The organism is Acetobacter thailandicus, assembly GCF_011516655.1.
GTDB classification, from domain to species: Bacteria; Pseudomonadota; Alphaproteobacteria; order Acetobacterales; family Acetobacteraceae; genus Acetobacter; species Acetobacter thailandicus.
Window position 1 is genome coordinate 123349 of sequence record NZ_WOSV01000007.1, and the last position, 19628, is coordinate 142976.

Sequence of the window (19628 nt, forward strand, 5' to 3'; positions counted from 1 at the left end):
TGCTCAAATCTCTCTGAAGCAGGCAATCTGCAGCATAATAACACGCTGAATCAGAACGACCAGGTCAGTACGCCCCTTTACACTAATCCACTCATCTACAGCGGTTCTGAAAGCGGCAATTCCTGACCGGGCGGCAACTCTGGCTGCCAGAGCCCTGTCACCGCTTTCAGACATGCGTTGTTCCAGCGCTGCAGCCAGACTATCCTCCCAGCAGGCATATTTATTTAAGCTCACCGAGCGTAATTCCGGCGTACGTTCAATCAGACGCACAAAAGCAAGCGCTTCTTCTTTCGTTTTTGCCATGTAAGGCACAACAGCCTCGAGCGCAACCTGAATGACCGCCTGAGGCAGCATATCTGCCGGACAGGCATTTACTCTCCTGGTCAGAACATCTGTCATCTGCTGCGTCCAGGCCGTAACGAGATCTGCCTTAGCAGGAAAGTGACGAAACAAAGTCCGGCGTGAAATACCCGCCGCTGCCGCAATTTCATCTGTGGTTGTTTTATTAAACCCTTTTTCAGACAAAAGCCTCATGGCGGCATCGATCAGAGCATCCTGGGTTTGCCGCCTGCGTTCTTCTCGCCGCGAGAAATTGCGCGCCACATCAGATGCTACAACCCAATCAGACAAAACATAACCTTCAAAAAATTCATTCTCATACTCAATCTGATTGATCACATTAAAAACGGATCAAAAAAACCGAACGCAGTGCCGATGGTATGCCACTATTCTCAAAGTGTTACCACTCCTCATATGCCTCACTGAATGTTTTAGAACATATCGGTTTCCAAACCGAATCTTCCTTAATATCTCCATTTGAGCCACATCAGTCGTTCGATACACAGAACCCGCTCTGGCTCACCACCATACCCCCCGGGGAATACCTTAAAAGAAATTAAGTTTAAAAAATAATAACAATAATACCCCTGAGTTTTAATTAAACAAAAAAAACAATAAACTTCACGTAATAAAAAATAAAATATGAAATATAAATAACTTTTTTATTTAATTTTATTTTTGACATATATCAAAAAAAATATCTTTTAATGTAATTAATCATAATTAAATATTAATTGTTTATTTTTTTATTTTTTACATTTTATGATTTATTTATCATTAATAAATTTTTAATTATTAATATATAATTTATTTGATGGTATGTGCAGATATACCTTATTTATCACGCAGGATTGTTTTTTCTTAACGAAACAGCATGAAAGATCACAGTTATTTATAAACAAACTCGCATATGAGTTGCATTATAAATCACAGTCTGATCATCCCCAGCTGCCTTCAGCATAATGTTTGCTCTGAGAACTCGTTGAAATAATTCAATTGATTACGTTTTAAATATTTATGAAGGTAAACAGAGAATGAGTCATGTTACATCCAACGTCCTGTATGTTGATGATGGTCTGAATGGATGGACAAACCCTGGTGGATTTTACGGCGCCGGATTTACATCTGTAACCGTTGAATCCGGCGGAACGTTTGCCGGCGCAACGCTTACCTCCGGAGGCAGCTTAACAATCCAAAGCGGGGGCACTGTACTCAACAACACATTCGAAGGCGGTACGCTGACTGTTGAAAACGGTGGGGCTCTCAGCAATATAACTATCAGTAGCGCTGCAACCGCTATATTTTTAGCAGGCACTAACGAATATTATTACAATGTAAATTTAGACGGTGGCACAATAAGTGCCTTTAACTCTACACCTTACTTTAACTGGGGAAGTAATGGCGGCACACTCATTCTCGAAAGTGGGTCAGTCGATACAGAAGGTGAGGACCCTTCATCTGGAAATGCCAATATCATAGTAAATTCAGGGGCCGTACTATCCGGCACTACGCTGGCCTCTGGCAATACACTCACTGTAAACAGTGGCGGCAGCGTCACCGGTGCAATTATCAATTCTGGCGCAACAGCGGTATTTTCCGCAGGCGCCAATGAAAATGCCACTCTCAATGGCGGCGTAATCAGCGCTTATAACTCTCCTCCTTATTTTACGTGGGGCAGTAGTGGTGGCACACTCATCTTAGAAAGTGGTGCCATTGACACGAACGAATCACCATTTTCTGGAAATGCCAGTATCATAGTAAATTCAGGGGCTCAGCTATCCAGCGCTACGCTGTCCTCTGGCAATACACTCACTGTGAACAGTGGTGGCAGCCTCGCCAGTACAACCATCAATTCTGGCGCAACAGCGGTATTTTCCGCAGGCGCCAATGAGGTAACTTCTGTCCATCTCAATGGTGGCGTAATCAGCGCTTATAACTCTCCTCCTTATCTGGGATGGACCACTAGTGGTGGCACTCTTATCTTAGAAAGTGGTGCCGTTGATACGTACGAAACTCCACCTGCCGGCAACGCCAATATTTACGTTAATTCAGGGGCGACCCTGCAAAGTACGACTATATCTTCCGGCAATACACTTATTGTAAGCAGCGGGGGCGTAGTCTCCACCCTTACTGTTACCAGCAGCGGTGGTGCTGGTATACGAGGCCTTTCGTCCTCTGCTGTTGTCTCTGGCGGAGGTGTTCTGGAGGCTGCTGCCGGCGGAATAATTGCAAATAATACTGTTGAAAGCGGTGGCTCCTTATATGCGCGCAGCGAAGGCGTAATAGGCACAACAACAGTTTCAAGCGGTGGTTCTCTTTATGCATTTTCGGGCGGTGTCATCTCAGGCAACGTCACAGCAGAAAGAGGTGCCCAGGTCACCATTCCATCAACCGCAGGGGGCACAGTAACCCTCACGGGTGATGGTAATTCTGACCTGGTTATTACTGGCAATACAAGCCCGACAACTGTTATCTCAGGTTTCACTCAAAATGTAGGAACAGGTGCTGTTGACAGCATTACACTCGAAAGTGTGAAAGCTAATGACGTTAAAGACGTCACATACCCTGACGCCGATCACGTCACATTCACACTTCAGGATAATTCATCCATTACGCTCAACATCATTGGTGTTAAAGAAATTGGCTATACTCTGAGTGAAAATTCTGATGGTGACCTGGTTTATGAGGTCTGCTTCCTGGCAGATACACTCATTGCCACACCCAATGGTACAATGGCCGTGCAGGACCTGAAACCAGGTGATATTATCGTTTCTTATCAGGACGGAAAAGCATGCCATACCACTGTGACATGGGCAGGCAAGGCACATTGCACTGTAAAATCAGAAAAATCTGACGATGAAGCCGGCTACCCTGTTCGTATTCTCCAGGATGCCATTGCACCAGGTGTTCCTTTTAAAGACCTGCTGGTAACAGCTGAACACTGCCTGTTTTTCGACAATGCATTTATTCCTGCACGTATGCTGGTTAACGGCCGCTCAGTCTTTTATGACCGCTCAGTTCCGTCTTATGACTACTACCATATTGAAACCGAGGACCATTCAGTCATTATGGCTGATGGTATGCTGACTGAAAGCTATCTCGATACAGGTAACCGTAATGCCTTCAGGCAGCAGGGGAATGTGTTCATCTTTAACCCACAGACAAAAAACTGGGAAAATGATGCCGCTGCTCCGCTGGATGTGTCACGCGAACGGGTAGAACCCATTTACCGCCAGATTGCACAACGTGCAGAAAAGCGCAGACTGCCACTTCAGACACTGCCGCCTGCACTCACAACTGAGACAAACCTGCATTTACGTTCAGCTAACGGACATATCATTCAGCCACTCCGTACAGTTGATAAATGCGTCATGTTCATGATCCCTGACGGTCTTGATACTGTGCAGATCGTCTCAAACAGCAGTAAACCCTCTGACACCCGGGGGCCATTTGTTGATGACCGACGCAATTTGGGTGTACTTATCGGCGAAGTGCTCTTTTTTGAAGGCAACAAAAAAAGAGAGATTATCCATCACCTCACCGATGACGCACTGAACGGCTGGCATGGTATCGCCCACCCTTCAGCACGCTGGACAAACGGCAATGCCTCTCTGCCACTGGGGCCTCGTAAACCAGGCAGCATCGGCCTGCTTTCACTCAGCATCGAAGCTGCCGGTCCTTACTGTGTAACGCAGGATGAGGAAGGCAAAAAAACAGCCTGAAGAAACACGAAGACCTGATAACATAAAAAATATCAGGTCTTCCTTTGAGTTAATCAGCTCTGCTCATTCAGGTTAAAACTGAAAATACCGGAAGCTGCTATAATATTTTACTATGCAGCTTCCTTTACTCAGGAAGTATATTCAGGAGCTAAACAACTAACACCAGCCCAGAGCAGATAACTTGGTCAGATCATCCGGTGTTAACCAGCCCTCACGCAACATATCCCGGATCATCCACCCGAACGAAAGCTCTGGTGTTTGGATATGCGTATTAAAAGACATTGTTTCTGTAATATTTTTTCCATCAGACAAAACAGAACGCACAGCTTTTTCGGGCAAATTTAAACCATTATTCTCCTGCTTAGCACTCAGTAATGCTGCCACTGAAGCTGAATTCTCTGACTGATTGCATAAGATTGCCGCTTCGGAAAGTGCTGAATAAAGACGTTTTGTTTCATCCGGATATCTCATTTTCCACTGATCTGTTAAAATGAGCATCTTCTCCAGATGATCTGGCACAGTAGCTGCTGAGCCTGATACAGCAAAGGCAAGGTGACGGAGCTGGGCATCTGCGCCCCAGGGTGGGCCGGCACAAAACCCGTCAATTTCTCCTCCCAGAAGAGCCTCAATCATACGAGCGGGAGGCATAACCACAATGTCTGTTTCCGTATTACGGCAGACGGAAATTTTTTTGAGAAATCGTGTCAGAATAAGGTAATGTGTCGAATAAAGGTGAACAACAGCAAGACGCGGCTTACGGTTAAGAGAACTCTGCCAGGTATGAAACGCTTTCTTTTTGTCTGGTTCCGAAATCCACGCACTCTGTGCCGCAGCCTGCCCACGCAGAACAATACTATTCCCTCCCCTGCTGACAGGCAGACCAGGGCGCAAACCAATAGCCCTCCCCCGCTGCCCAAGCGCTGTCATTATAGCCAGTGGCGGAAACATAAGTGCCCCATCAAGGCCATTCCAGACAAGACCATCAGCAACGTTAGCCCATGAGGGCATAACAACAGGCTGAATATTCAGACCATAACGGGAAAAAATATCGCGTGCGTGCGCCACCAGCACGGGGGCGCTATCAGCCAGTTGTAAAACGCCAATACGGCATAATGAGCTCATACTGGTGTACTCCTGTCATGTCGGGCAAGATAATCTTTAGCGATATCAGCTATTTTCCGTGATTTTTCCATAGCCTGCTTACGAAACCAGCGGTAAGCTTCATCTTCTTTACAGCATTCATTTTTCATAAAAAGCAGCTTTGCCCGATCTGTCGCTTCACGGTCAGACAATGTTTTTCTGGCGGCCTGTAGTTCTGCACTGGTTTGCCGAAAGCGGCGATACAGTGCAATTGCAGAACGCAGCAAAGGTTTTACATCTTTTACCGGTGTATTCAGTACATTGTATGAGCAGACGCCAGCCGCAAACGCATCTTCCATCAGACTCTCGTCATCCTCATCAATAAACAGGGCAACAGGCCGCTCAAGGCCAGAGGCAGAAAGTGCTCTTACACTATCAAGCGCATCACGATCAGAGCGGCTTATATCTACCAGAACAATATCAGGTATATGTATGCGTACAGCATCAATAAGGCTGGTGCCCGGGTGAAGCATAACAACATCCAGAGTGTTGTCGGCTTCGAGCAGGCTTGCCAGGGCCCCTGCTCTGTGGGAATTTTCATCTGCCAGAAGGACCTTCATCACCCGTTGTCTTTCTGTTTAGTATACATCACGCAGATAGCGGCCGCTGCGTGCCAGCTCTGCCAGAAACTCCCCGGCCTGTTCAATGCTCATCGCGCCATGACGGCTGACAATCTGTTTCAGAGTATCATCAACATCACGTGCCATTCTTGCAGCATCACCACAGACATAAAGGCAGGCACCCTGATTAATCCACTCCCACATGGCAAAACTGTGTTCGTTCATACGGTCCTGCACATAAATACGTTCATCCTGATCACGAGAGAAAGCTGTATCAAGACGGGTCAGATACCCCTGAGCCATAAAATCCTCCAGCTCTGAGCGATAATAAAACCCATTTTTTTCATGACGTTCACCAAAAAAGAGCCAGGCAGGCCCTGTTGCCTGCCGGGCAGCACGCTCCTGTAAAAACGCGCGGAATGGTGCAATCCCGGTTCCTGGTCCAAGCATAATTACCGGCAGACTATCATCCTCCGGCAGGCGAAAATGCGAGGATGGCTGTATAAAAACTGAAACTCCCTCACCACTTTTAAGGCGGGTCAGCCATGTGGAGGAGACACCAGGAAACGGCGTATAATTTACACCAACCGTCAGGTGAACCCGCTCCGGATGCAGACGCGATGATGAAGACACCGAGTAAAGGCGTGGTTGCATGCGCCTGAAAAGCCCTGGTATCTCCTGCTCTGAGGGTGGCACCGTCAAAGTGCTTATCAGGTCAGGCAAATATCCGCTTTCCGTTAACCCCAGCTTTTTCAGCAACGCCGGTGCCGGACGAGAAAGATCAAACCACCGGCGCAGGGCGTCACCCAGAGACACGGCCCCTTTATGACGCAGTGTGAGCATAGTGTTTTCAGCAAGCTGAAGGGCTTTAAGCACTTTCTGCACAATGGCTTCATTATTCAGTGGCCAGACCCCAAGTGCATCACCTGTAGTATAGTTTAAACCAGTGCCGGATATATCCAGCTCAACATGGCATGTTTCTTTCCCGCCCTCTTCACCGCTCAGATGTGTAACTTTAACCAGGCGTGCAGTTACGGGTGTATCGCGGGTTATCCCCTCAGATACACATAGCGGCTGTTTCATTAACGGCTTTGTGTCGGTGCCCTTACCCTCATCCCCCAGTGCTTTGAGTAACTGAGGCTGCCAGGTCTCTACCACGTCGTCATAATCAGGCTCACACTCTGCACGCTCAAGCAAACTAAATGCGCCAAGAGAGCTAAGCTGCTTGTCCAGTAAACGCCCGAAACCACAAAAACTGGCATAAGCAGAATCCCCCAATGCCAGGACTGCATAACGTAGTGTCGTCAGTGGGGTGTTATGCTGCTGCAGCATGTTCCAGAAAGGAACTGCACTGTCAGGTGCCTCGCCGTCACCAAAGGTAGAGACTACAAAAAGAGCTGTCCCTGTCAGATCGTCGGGAGAACACCCCTCCAGACCAGCAAGCCTCACGTCATACCCATTTTCACTCAGCCAGGATCTGAGCTGTGTCGCCAGTATTTCAGCTCTCCCTGTCTGAGAAGCCCACCAGAGTGTAAGCGCCGGTCGTGAAGAGGCAGGCTGACTATCATTACGCGGAGCCACAGCTGGCAAACGTGAATAAAGTGAGGTCAGCAACCCGTTAAGGTAAGACACCTGCTCAGACGATAACGGAGCAGAAGGTGGAATAACCGGCACTGTATTCTCTGGCGGCGTAAGCCGTAACCCCTCCAGAAAGCCGTTTATCCAGCCGACACTCCCGCCCGAAAATTCTGGTTTTTTAAATGCTGTCAGGTTCAGATGCTGAGCAAGAAAATCGGCTGGCATAATGTCAGTTCTCTCCTGTGTCACAGAGGAAGCAGTTCCGATTAAAGTAAGCGATACGGCACAGTGTTTAATGCCTGGCTGCAACGAAAGCGGATCAACCGCATCAGAAGTGACCTCATTGATGCAGAGCTGTTCACCAAACCGGTCATTCCAGTGAAAAGGTGCAAAACAGGTCCCTGGCGCCACGCGTGATGAAATATGCGCAGGCAATATGGCTCTTCCCCGCACGGAGCGTATCTCTACAAGATCCTTGTCTGAAATACCTGTGTGTTTTGCATCGTCAGGAGAAATTTCAATAAACGGGCCAGAATTAAGTTTATTGAGCTGCATGACCCGACCCGTTTTGGTCAGAGTATGCCACTGGTGTTGCAGACGGCCGGTATTCAGCAAAAAAGGATAATGTTCATCAGGCTGTTCTTCCTGCGCCATCCATGGGCGTGGCAAAAACACAGCTTTACCATCAGAATGTGCAAAAACAGGGGGGGCCTGCATATCAGGACGATAACGAACAGGATGCCTTGTGGAGAGATCACCCTCTGCCGCAGGCCATTGAACAGGGCCTGTTTGCAGACGGGAATGACTTACTCCCGAAATATCGTAACCTGTCAGTGAGTTTGTAAACTGACCAGCTTCGGCAAATATCTCAGCCGAAGACGCAAAGGAGAAACCCTCGCTAAACCCCATGGCACATGCAACTCTGGCAATAATCTGCCAGTCCGGCAGGGCCTCTCCGGGTGGCGCCACAGCCTGACGAGCCAGTGTCATGGTACGGTCAGAGCTGACCTGCACGCCATCGCCCTCCGCCCATAAAGCACCGGGAAGCAGGATGTCAGCATAACGGCCGGTTTCGGCATCTGCATAAGCATCCTGCACTATAACCAGCTCTGCAGCTTCAAGAGCGTCTCTTACTTTACCGCGGCGGGGAACAGTAGCAACCGGGTTCGTGCAGATGATCCAGCAGGCTTTAATTGCCCCCTCTGCCATATCTCTGAACATCGCAATGGCGCCATCACTTCCGCTGCTACGGATCGTGCCCGGTGGCAGTTTCCACTGCTCCTCACAGAAAGATCTGTCTGTTTCTGAGAGAGTCGTGCGCTGCCCAGGCAACCCCGGCCCCATATACCCCATTTCACGCCCGCCCATCGCATTTGGCTGGCCGGTAAGCGAAAACGGGCCGCTGCCGGGCCTGCAGATAGCACCTGTAGCCAGATGCAGGTTGCATAATGCGTTAGTGTGCCACGCCCCCGATACACTTTGGTTTAAACCCATAGTCCACAGAGACATCCAGTCTTTCGCTTCAGCAATCCAGCGTGCAGCTGTCCGTATATCGTTTTCCGAGAGACCTGTCAGAGCAGAAACACGATCAGGTGTATAATCAGCGAGGAATGCAGGCATATCCCCCCAGCCGCGGGTAGAAGCCTCTATAAATTTTTCATCAATAGCGTTCAGCTCAATCAGCAGCAGAAGCAGGCAATTGAGCAATGCCAGATCTGTGCCCGGGCGTATCTGTAAAAACAGATCTGCTTTATCAGCCGTCGCCGTACGACGTGGGTCCACAACAATAAGTTTCGCACCTGATGCACGTTTACGGTCCATTAGACGCAAAAACAGGATCGGATGACAGTCTGCCATATTCGCACCAATGACGAAAAACAGATTACTGCAGTCAAAATCTTCATACGATCCAGGCGGTGCATCAGCACCAAGAGACAATTTATAGCCTGTACCAGCAGCTGCCATGCACAGACGTGAGTTTGATTCGATATGGCGTGTGCGCAAATAACCTTTGACCAGTTTATTCGCCAGATACTGCGCCTCAAGCGACATCTGACCCGAAACATAAAGAGCAATGGCATCAGGCCCATGCGTTTCAAGAACAGAACGTAAACGCTTGGCCGTTGTCTCAATAGCCGCATCAAGTGATACGGGCACGGGCGACACTGCACGCTCTGAGCGAATAAGTGCTGTATCGAGGCGCGCTGAAGATGTCACCGGCTCATGACATGTACTACCTTTAGTGCACAGACGTCCTTTATTAACCGGATGAGAAGCATCACCTTTCACCCGGACAATTTTCTGATCTTTAACCTCCATCACGATGCCGCATCCGACACCGCAATAAGGACAAACAGAACGGACTTCGCGGCACGTCATACAGAATTACGCCATCAACGTTTCTGTCGGGACAGCACCCGCCGTACTAAGTGCACGAATTTCTACACGGCCATGGTGGATCCGCGCATCCCACGCCCGGATAGATTTTGTAACATCTTCAAGACATGCCCCGTCTGTCAGACGGAAATGCTGTTTATAAAGAGGGGAAGCCACAACGGGTTCTCCGTTCAGGTCTCCCATCAGTCCACGCCCCAGCACATTAGCGTGGGAAAACGGATCATGATTATCAACAGCAAATACCTGCCCTTCCCCATAGGCATCGGGCAGATAGAACAAAGCAACCTGTATATCGTTATATAAAGCAACCACCCCGGAACGTGCAACCAGGTCCTCCCGAGCGCAAAGGTCTGTCCACTCCGCCGGGCCTGCTGTCAATGACTGCTCAGGCTGATTGTCAGCAGGTTTAACCTGATCGCGCTCAGGCACAGTACGAATGTTGGGGTCCGGGCGACTATCATTTACAAATGTACGGAAGCGTTTCAGTTTTTCCTGATCTGTAAGCGCATCTTTCCATTCACAGTGATATGTGTCCACGACATGCTGCATTTGCTGTTCAAGCTCTTCACAGATACCGAGGCTATCGTGAATGATAACATCTTTCAGATATTCCAGACCGCCTTCCAGCCCTTCACGCCAGACAGATGTCCGCTGCAGTTTATCTGCTGTGCGTATATAAAACATCAGGAAACGATCAATATATTTGACCAGCGTTTCTGAATCGAGATCTGTGGCGAAAAGCTCTGCATGGCGTGGCCGCATGCCACCATTACCACACACAAAAAAGTTCCAGCCATTTTCCGTGGCGATAATGCCAACGTCTTTACTCTGGGCCTCTGCACACTCGCGCGTACAACCAGAGACTGCAAATTTCAGTTTATGAGGGGAGCGCAGACCTTTATAGCGATTTTCCAAATCGAGCGCTTTACCAACACTATCCTGAACACCATAACGACACCATGTGCTGCCTACGCATGACTTAACAGTGCGGGTTGATTTTCCGTATGCGTGGCCGGTTTCAAAACCTGCATCAAGAAGCTCTGCCCATATTGCGGGAAGCTGGTGTAATTGTGCACCAAACAGATCTACACGCTGACCACCTGTTATTTTAGTATACAGATTATATTTTTTAGCCACCTGCCCCAGAATAATCAGCTTATCAGGTGTAATTTCTCCGCCTGCAATACGAGGCACCACAGAGTAGGTCCCGTTTTTTTGCATATTCCCCATAAAAGTATCGTTCGTATCCTGAAGGGGGATATATAACGGGTCGGTAATAGGTTTATTCCAGGCTGAAGCCAGAACAGAACCGACTACTGGCTTGCAGATATCACAACCAAGCCCTCCGTTACCGTACTGCGCCATAAGCTCTTCAAAACTACGGATGCCATGCACCCTGACAAGAGAATAAAGCTCCTGCCGGGTGTACGAAAAATGTTCACACAAACTCCGGTCAACCGTGATCCCACGAGCACTCAGTTCAGTCTCAAACACGTTTTTCAGCAAGGCGGCACAACCGCCACAACCTGTGCCGGCTTTTGTCTCATTTTTCAGCGCTGAAAGATCTGTACAGCCCTGCCCGACAGCAGCGCTGATGGCCCCCTTTGTCACATTGTGACAAGAGCAGATTGTTGCCGTTTCAGGCAGGGCATCAGCGCCCAGTAAAGCTGCCCCCTCCCCCCGCGGCAGTATAAGGGTCGCCGGGTCAGCCGGTGGTGCAATCCTGTTCTGCACATACTGAAAAATCGTATCATAATACGAGTTGTCACCGACCAGCACGGCACCGGTGATGCGCTTACCATCAGCTGAAAGCACAAGGCGACGATATGAGCCATCGGCCTCACCAATAAAACGATAGCTGGTGGAACCAGGCTCAAGGCCATGTGCATCACCTACAGAACCGACATCAACGCCTTGTAGCTTAAGCTTCGTTGACATGTCAGCACCGGTAAAAGCAGCCTCGGTATCACCAGCAAGTAATGCACTGACCACACGCGCCATGGTATAGCCTGGAGCGACCAGACCAAAAATCTTTCCCTCCCACAGCGCACACTCACCAACAGCAAAAATATCAGGATCTGACGTACGGCAGTGATTATCGATAACAATGCCACCACGCTGCCCGATAGCAAGCCCGCAGGTACGGGCAAGATTATCCTGTGGTTTGATACCAGCTGAAAAAACGACAAGGTCAGTTTCAAGTGACGTGTTATCTGCAAAAATAAGTTTGTGCCGATGCGTTGTACCCGCAACAATTTCCTGCGTCTGGTGCTGAACACGCACATCTATACCCAGGGCCTCAATACGATGCTTTAAAGCACGTCCGCCCTCTTCATCAAGCTGAGCAGGCATCAGGTGAGAGGCCAGCTGAATAACACTGACATTAAGCCCTAACACTTTAAGGGCATTCGCAGCCTCAAGCCCTAACAGCCCTCCGCCAATGACAGTGCCATGCTGAACATTACTGGCAGAATCACGGATAAGATCCAGATCTTCCAGTGTGCGGTATACAAGACCAGCCGTGCCGGTATTACCCGGAACAGGCGGTACAAAAGGCAGCGCACCTGTGGCAAGAATAAGTGTGCTGTAAGGGAGCTGCATGCTCTCTGTAACAATAATTTTCTCATCACGGTTGATATGAGTCACCCTGTCATTCAGGTGAAGCGTGATGCCATGTGCATCGTGAAAATCCTCCTGATGCAACCTCAGCGCCAGAGCATCCTGCCCTGTCATATACTCTGTCAGGTGAACACGATCATAAGCCTGATGACGTTCTTCACCAAAAATATGAACATCATACTGCTCGTGCAGACCATGCATAACAAGCTGTTCTGCACAGTAGTGGCCCACCATGCCATTACCAACAATAATAAGGTTTTTTTTCTGGGTCATGGGCGTGCCTCCCGCCATTAAAATTTAAATTCGAGGGTTTGCATATAAAGTACTCCCTCTCTGGCACCGGCATCCCGCATCCCGTGTGAGAGAAGTATCCCTTCAATATCATGAGTCCATGCCCAGTGAGGGGCAAAATTCCAGGAAAACTGTGTGTAGGGCATAACACCGGTAAACCCTCCATGCAGGTTATTTCGCCAGCTGTAGATTTTACCATTGCCGCCATAAACAGCATCCTGCGTGTTAGCACGCCAGAAAACCGGAACATGAAATTTTATTTGCATATCAGGTCTTATCGCAAGATTAGCAACCGGACCAACACCAATAAGATTTTGCGATGTCAGAGAGAGAGAAAGGTCATTATAATAGGGCAAAGGCACATATGGTGTCGCAAAAGTGCCGACAGAACCGCTCTGTTTACTGTCTGACCCACCTGAAAAAATATCGGCCTGTATACCAAAGCCTGGCTTACCAACCCAGTCTGGCCGGTTATATGTAATTGTAGCGTTAACCGCATAAGCACGAACCGAACGGGTATGCAGGCTGTTCTGTGCAGGACGAAACTGCCCCCCCTGAAAGACACCTGTCAGACTGGTGCTAAACGGGCCGGCATTCCCCCACAGACGCACACCAATATTATCCCGGCGTGATGAACCTTTTTGCAAACCACCAGGTGAAGCTGTCGGAATAGATGCTGCTGCACCGCTATATAAATAGCCAAGGAAAAATACATCAGCAAACATCTGGCTTTTTTGCCCCATAAACTCAAATGAAGGCAGTGCTGTTGATGTATAGGCACCATACAGACGGGCATTGTAATTTGTGCCATCAGCAAACACTTTTTGCGGCAGTTTATTGGTTTGCAAAAAGTCAAAAACATCTAATCTGAAACGTTTCCATATTGCATAGCCACGAAAGCCATCCCATGTCTCCTGCACATTTGTCAGGTCACGGGGTGACTGCATAGAGACAGGTGCATCAAGAAACAGCTGCCGCCCGCCTATAACCCCCATACGAGCACCAAGCAGGCGCCCTTTAACTTCAAGAATACCCTGCTGAAGATCAAGACTCTCCCGCTCGGTGCCAAGCTGATAGCCATAGGTATTTGACCCGCCGGCAACACCATAAATAAACTCAGCATAAGCACGCACATGCTCACCAAGATGCAGGTCTGCGCCATACTGGTTACGTAAGAGCACCCTGCTAGCATTAGTTTTACCGGCATAACCCATCTGAGGCTGATTTTCGAAAATATAGCGCAAACGGTTTTCACCACTCAGGCTGAGCCAGATACTCCCGTTATTATTCAGCCGAATATATTTAAGACGATTAAACCAGTCTTTCTGACGAACGGCGGGAGAAGTCCGGGCCAGAGCGCTCCAGTCCTCAGCCCAGCGGGCCTGGCCATAACCACCGGTGACACCAAAACCTGAAGCCGCATTATTGCCTGTATTAAATACACCCCAGTCAGGATGATAAAGCGCCCCGCTTATGATAGCTTTTTTATTGGGCAACGGCAGAACAGGAACAGGCACAACCGGCTGTGGAGGAATTTTTACCGCTCTCGGCGCATTTGCCAGAGCACATGCGTTATTAAGCATAAGGGAAGCAATGAGACCGCAGCTTCCCTGACGTGCAAAGCGGGTGAGAGAGTGCATTATACAATCCCTCCGGTCCATTTACGATGACAGAACGTAACGCAGATACAGGCGACAAAGCACAAAAGTGAAAAAACAAAAAAGCCTGGCCCATATGAACCGGCAAACTGACGAGCTGCCCCCAGTGAGGAAGCAAGGTAAAACCCGCCAACACCACCGGCCATACCAACAAGACCGGTCAAAATACCAACCTGGGCAGGAAAACGCACAGGGACAAGCTGAAAGACAGCACCATTGCCCAGACCAAGAGCAAGCATACCTGCAAAAAATGCAGCAAAAGCCAGATAAACCGAAGGCAGGCCCGCAGCAATGCTGGCAAAAATAAAGCCTGCAACAGCGTAAAGTAACATAAGCGCTTTTGTGCCACCCATGCGATCTGCCATTGCACCGCCAACCGGCCGGATAAATGATCCGCTAAACACGACAAAAGCCGTACAGGCTCCGGCAATGGCAGGAGGAAGATGATACTGATCATTAAAATAAATGGTGAGAAACGATGCCAGCCCCACAAAACCACCGAATGTGACGCTATAGAAAAACATCAGGAGCCAGCAACTGCGAGATTTTAATGTGTTTCCCCATGATGCAAGAGAGGGGCCCGATGGCCGTCTTGCAGGCTCGCGTGCCAGGCACACAAACAAAATCAGTACAATAATAAGAGGAAGTGTTGCCAGCCCCAGAACATTAAGCCACCCCATCACAGCGGCAAGACCTGGAGCAAATAAGGAAGCGAGTGCTGTACCTGAGTTACCTGCACCGGCAATACCCAAAGCAGTACCCTGATAACGAGGGGGATACCACGCAGACGCTAACGGCAGAGCTATAGCAAAAGATGCCCCGGCAACACCCAGAACAAGCGCAACCCAAAACATACCACCATAACTGTGAGGAGCAAGAAACCAGGTCAGGGCAAGACCAAAAATAACACAAAGCTGCGCACCAATAGCGACACGACGCGGCCCGAAAACATCGACCAGCGCCCCGGCAAAAACACGTAAAGCCGCCCCGGCAAGAACAGGGGTCGCAACCAGGAATCCCTTCTCTCCGGCATTGAGATGCAGGTCATGCGCTATCGAGATACCCAGCGGGCCCAGCAAAACCCAGACCATAAATGAAACATCGAAATACAGAAATGCTGCGATAAGAGTCGGCGCATGGCCGGCTTTCAGGAACCCTTTGTCCACAGAACGTCTCTCTGATGACTTACACATTCATGCAAAAGCCATCGCCCTTAAGGGCCAGCGAACCGCCGTTGATCCGCTCTGTGTCGCACTTCAGCCCCGAAAGGCACAGGTCATTTTCGCCCGCACTGACGAAAAGGTTTAATCTGAGAACATTATACAATCATAATAATTCGAAATCAAAATGATTTTAATGTAATCAAACCACTCCGCTCTGGTCGCGCTACCTAACAAAATCCCATAAAAGCGGGAACCCACCGAAGTGTTTTGCCTCGTGATTTTCTGGTATGATATTTTAACATGAGTGAAAGGACGTCTTATAAAAACAGATACGTCACAGCAGCTCTGCCGCGATCGCTAACCTCACCAGGAAAACGATGCTGCAACAAACAAGGCAGGGTCATGAATATTTTCCTTCGAGCTGTGTACACCATATTTTTTGCGCAAAATATCAATATTATTCTATAATTTATTTTATTAGTATTTATAAAAATAAAAAATTACTCAATATAAGTTATTATTAATGCATGACAATAAAAAGTATAAATATTTTGTTTAATTTATATTGACATAATCAGGCCTCTCACTCCTAATATTTATCCCCTTGCAAGAGCAGACTGTTTTTGCACCTACAGAACGGAGCTAGTGATGTCTTCCCCTTCTGCCGCTACAGCTTCTGATACCCCTCCCATTTCACCTTCGTCACAAACAACAACAACCGGAAAAGCTACTGGCGGAAAGGCCATGCCTCTCGATGCTGCCGGTATCACACAAAAAATCATTGAAATGAAAAGTACACCGCAGGGACTAACTGCGGATGAAGCAAAACAACGCCTTGCGACAGACGGCCCTAACGTCATTCAGGCACATGAAGAAAGCCGCTGGAAAAAGCTGCTAAGCTACTTCTGGGGGCCTATCCCGTGGATGATTGAAATTGCAGTTGTGATTTCTTTTTTCCGCCATGACTGGCCTGATTTTTTTGTTATTGCCGGTTTGCTGATCTACAATGCGTCAGTTGGTTTCTGGCAGGATAACAAAGCCGCCAACGCTCTTGCTGCTCTGAAAAAAGGGCTTGCTCTTAAAGCATCAGTCTGCCGGGGCGGAGAATGGATTACAGTTGACGCGGCTGATCTTGTCCCTGGAGATCTGGTAAAAGTCAACGCAGGGGAAATTATTCCGGCTGATCTGCTGCTCACTAACGGCGCTTATCTGTCAGTTGATCAGGCTGCTCTGACCGGTGAGTCTCTCCCTGTTTCCAAGAAAGAAGGCGACAGCGCTTATTCGGGCTCAATTGCTCGTCAGGGCAGCATGAGTGGTATTATTACAGCAACAGGCAATAACACTTTTTTTGGTCGTACAGCCCGTCTGGTTGCTTCAGCAGGCAGCAAATCGCATGCAGAGCAAGCTGTTCTGCGCATTGGCGATTTTCTTATTCTGCTTGCAGCGGCACTTGCTCTTATTCTGGTCGGTGCCCGACTATGCCACGATCTGGCCAGTGGTACTGGCTGGCACTGGAGCGAAGCAGGAGCCATTGCTCAGTTCGTACTGGTACTACTGGTAGCTTCAGTGCCAGTCGCCATGCCCGCGGTTATGTCTGTCACAATGGCTCTGGGAGCACTGGCACTTTCGCGGCAAAAAGCCATTGTTTCACGTCTTTCTGCCATTGAAGAACTCGCTGGGGTTGATGTCCTGTGCTCCGACAAAACGGGCACTCTGACTCAAAACAAACTGACGCTTCAGGCACCTATTCCCTTTGGTTCTGCTCAGCCAGATTCTCTGATCATCGCAGCTGCTCTGGCCACACAGAACAACAGCACAGATGCTATTGACCAGGCTATTCTGAAAGCTCTGCCTTCAGCCGATGCATTAAACGGCTACAAACAAACTGACTTTGTGCCTTTCGACCCGGTTAATAAAAAAACGGTCGGTATTGTTCAGGGGCCTGATGATCAGACAATACACTATGCCAAGGGTGCGCCTCAGGTTATTGCCAGGCTGTGCGGGATTAGTGAAGATGCAACAGACGAACAGGATACGGCCTATTTTGGAAAAGTTGCAGAGCTGGCAAGCCATGGTACCCGTGCACTGGGTGTAGCCACATCAAAAGATGCCGGAAAAACATGGCAGCTGTCAGGGCTGCTACCAATGCTTGACCCACCCCGCCCTGATGCAGCACAGACCATAGCTAAGTCAAAACAGCTTGGTCTGTCAGTTAAAATGGTAACAGGTGATGATGTTGCCATTGGTGCTGAAATCTCACATCAGCTCGGCCTTGGTGAACATTTGATAAAAGCAACAGACATTTTTGCAAAAGGCACTGATCCTGATAAAATTCCATTAGATGTTGCGCATGCTGTTGAAAACGCAGATGGTTTTGGTCGGGTCTTCCCTGAACATAAATTTGAAATTGTCAAAGCACTGCAGGAGCTGGGGCACATTGTTGCTATGACAGGTGACGGTGTAAACGATGCCCCGGCTCTCAAACAGGCTGACTGTGGCGTTGCTGTTAGTGGCGCAACTGATGCCGCCCGCTCTGCTGCGGCTCTGGTGTTAACCGCTCCTGGGCTATCAACTATTGTTAATGCCATTGTCGAGGCACGCGCTATTTTCGAGCGTATTACATCTTATGTTTACTACCGTATAGCAATGACAATCGACATTATGTTCCTGGTCGTTATTGCCTACCTTGCATTTGGTTTTCAGCCTCTTACAGCCATTATGATCGTGGTGCTGGCTCTCCTTGATGATATCCCGATTATGACAATCGCTTACGATCACGTTAAAGCCAGCCCGTTACCGGTACGATGGAATATGCACCGGATTATCTCCTTTTCATCCGTCATGGGTATTGCCGCTCTGGCTCAGAGTTTTGGTTTACTTCTTATCGGCATATGGTGGATGCATACGCCTGCTCTGATGTCGTTTATCCCGCTTAATCCTCTGCTGCTGCAGACAATGATCTTCCTTCAGCTGGCCGCTGGCGGACATCTCCTCCTGTTTGTCGTGCGCACCAAGGGTACGCTTTTTCGTCCTCCCTACCCAAGTCTGCCGCTTTTATTAGCTGTTACCGGCACACAGATTGTTGCAGTTTTACTCTGCCTTTTTGGCATTCTTGTTCCTGCTCTTCCATGGCAGATGGTTGTAATTGTCTGGATTTATGTTCTGATCTGGATGGTCATCCTTGACGGCATTAAACTTCTTACAAACGCTATTTATGCGCGCCGTGAAAAGAAAAGTTCTGAACTCACCACACATATTCTCCATCGCTAAATCACTGTTTATGAAAGTAGCCCGTTATGGATCTTCGTAAAAAACTGATTGTAAAACCAGGGTCTTCACTAAAACTAAAAGATATTGATGCATCTTTTCATGGTAATTATAAATCCAAGGAAGATGCAATTAAAGACCTTGAGAAAAATCGCAATAGTATGGGAGAACTTCAGCAAAAACTTTATGGAGAAAAAAAGCACGCTTTACTTATTGTTTTACAGGGCATTGACGCTGCAGGCAAAGACGGTGTTTGCTGGCATGTCATGCAGTCAATGAATCCACAGGGAACATTTGTAAAAGGATTTAAACAACCAACTGAAATCGAAAAACGACATGATTTTCTCTGGCGTATTCATCCTTTTACACCAGGGCTTGGTCAGGTCATTGTTTTTAACCGTTCTCACTATGAAGATGTACTTGTCGTGCGTGTGCACGACCTTGTGCCCAAAGAGGTCTGGTCAAAACGCTATGAATTAATCAATGACTTTGAAAAAATGCTTTCATCGAACAACGTCACAATTCTGAAATTCTTTCTTTATATCACCCCTGAAGAGCAGCTTAAACGTTTTCGCAAGCGCCTGGATGACCCTTCCCGCCAGTGGAAAATCAGTGATGCTGATTATAAAGAACGTGCTTTCTGGGATGAATATACAGCAGCCTATGAGGACATGCTTAACAAATGTTCAACTGAACAGGCTCCCTGGTATGTTATCCCCTCTAACCACAAATGGTTTCGCAATGTCGCAATTTCACAAATCATTGCAGACACCCTGACAGATATGCATCTGCAGCTTCCTGCCCCGACCGTCGATATTGAAGAGATAAGAAAGCTTTACCATAAAGCCAAACAAGATAAAGAATAACTCTCTTATGTTTGCGTGCTCACCTGAG

At 48.3% G+C, this 19628-nt stretch carries 10 protein-coding genes; 3 read left to right on the forward strand and 7 right to left on the reverse strand.

Annotation, left to right across the window (positions count from 1 at the left end; all coding sequences use genetic code 11):
* Positions 1-3: 3 nt before the first annotated feature.
* Positions 4-630, reverse strand: coding sequence for a TetR/AcrR family transcriptional regulator (locus tag GOB58_RS10100; protein WP_233127623.1), 627 nt, complete (start codon positions 628-630; stop codon positions 4-6).
* Between the two features lie 743 nt (positions 631-1373).
* On the opposite strand from GOB58_RS10100, the gene GOB58_RS10105 reads away from it, so the two are divergent.
* Positions 1374-4061, forward strand: coding sequence for a Hint domain-containing protein (locus tag GOB58_RS10105; protein WP_173560109.1), 2688 nt, complete (start codon positions 1374-1376; stop codon positions 4059-4061).
* A 156-nt stretch (positions 4062-4217) separates the two neighbouring features.
* Here the strand turns inward: GOB58_RS10105 and GOB58_RS10110 are convergent, their stop codons facing one another.
* Genes GOB58_RS10110 through GOB58_RS10135 form a run of 6 tightly spaced genes read right to left on the reverse strand, consistent with a single transcriptional unit; the run spans position 4218 to position 15470 of the window.
* Positions 4218-5183 (reverse strand): CmpA/NrtA family ABC transporter substrate-binding protein, encoded by a 966-nt coding sequence (locus GOB58_RS10110; RefSeq protein ID WP_086554666.1) that lies wholly within the window; start codon positions 5181-5183, stop codon positions 4218-4220.
* The gene (locus tag GOB58_RS10115; protein WP_173560110.1) at positions 5180-5761 is read right to left on the reverse strand and encodes an ANTAR domain-containing response regulator; all 582 of its coding nucleotides are present in this window, start codon (positions 5759-5761) and stop codon (positions 5180-5182) included. The genes GOB58_RS10110 and GOB58_RS10115 overlap by 4 nt, the downstream gene beginning before the upstream one ends.
* Positions 5762-5779: 18 nt before the next feature.
* A complete protein-coding gene (locus GOB58_RS10120; RefSeq protein WP_173560111.1) occupies positions 5780-9718 on the reverse strand; it encodes a bifunctional nitrate reductase/sulfite reductase flavoprotein subunit alpha in 3939 nt (1312 codons plus the stop codon).
* Between the two features lie 6 nt (positions 9719-9724).
* Positions 9725-12628, reverse strand: coding sequence for a nitrite reductase large subunit NirB (gene nirB, locus GOB58_RS10125; RefSeq protein WP_173560112.1), 2904 nt, complete (start codon positions 12626-12628; stop codon positions 9725-9727).
* Positions 12629-12645: 17 nt separating this feature from the next.
* Positions 12646-14286, reverse strand: a complete 1641-nt coding sequence (locus GOB58_RS10130) for an alginate export family protein (RefSeq protein WP_173560113.1) — start codon at positions 14284-14286, stop codon at positions 12646-12648.
* Positions 14286-15470: a nitrate/nitrite transporter gene (locus tag GOB58_RS10135; protein ID WP_173560114.1), complete on the reverse strand. Its 1185-nt coding sequence runs from the start codon at positions 15468-15470 to the stop codon at positions 14286-14288. The genes GOB58_RS10130 and GOB58_RS10135 overlap by 1 nt, the downstream gene beginning before the upstream one ends.
* Positions 15471-16115: 645 nt before the next feature.
* Here GOB58_RS10135 and GOB58_RS10140 point away from each other — a divergent pair.
* Both GOB58_RS10140 and GOB58_RS10145 read left to right on the forward strand, forming a co-directional pair.
* Positions 16116-18737, forward strand: coding sequence for a plasma-membrane proton-efflux P-type ATPase (locus GOB58_RS10140; protein WP_173560115.1), 2622 nt, complete (start codon positions 16116-16118; stop codon positions 18735-18737).
* 26 nt (positions 18738-18763) lie between these two features.
* Positions 18764-19600, forward strand: coding sequence for a polyphosphate kinase 2 family protein (locus GOB58_RS10145; RefSeq protein ID WP_173560116.1), 837 nt, complete (start codon positions 18764-18766; stop codon positions 19598-19600).
* Positions 19601-19628: the final 28 nt, after the last annotated feature.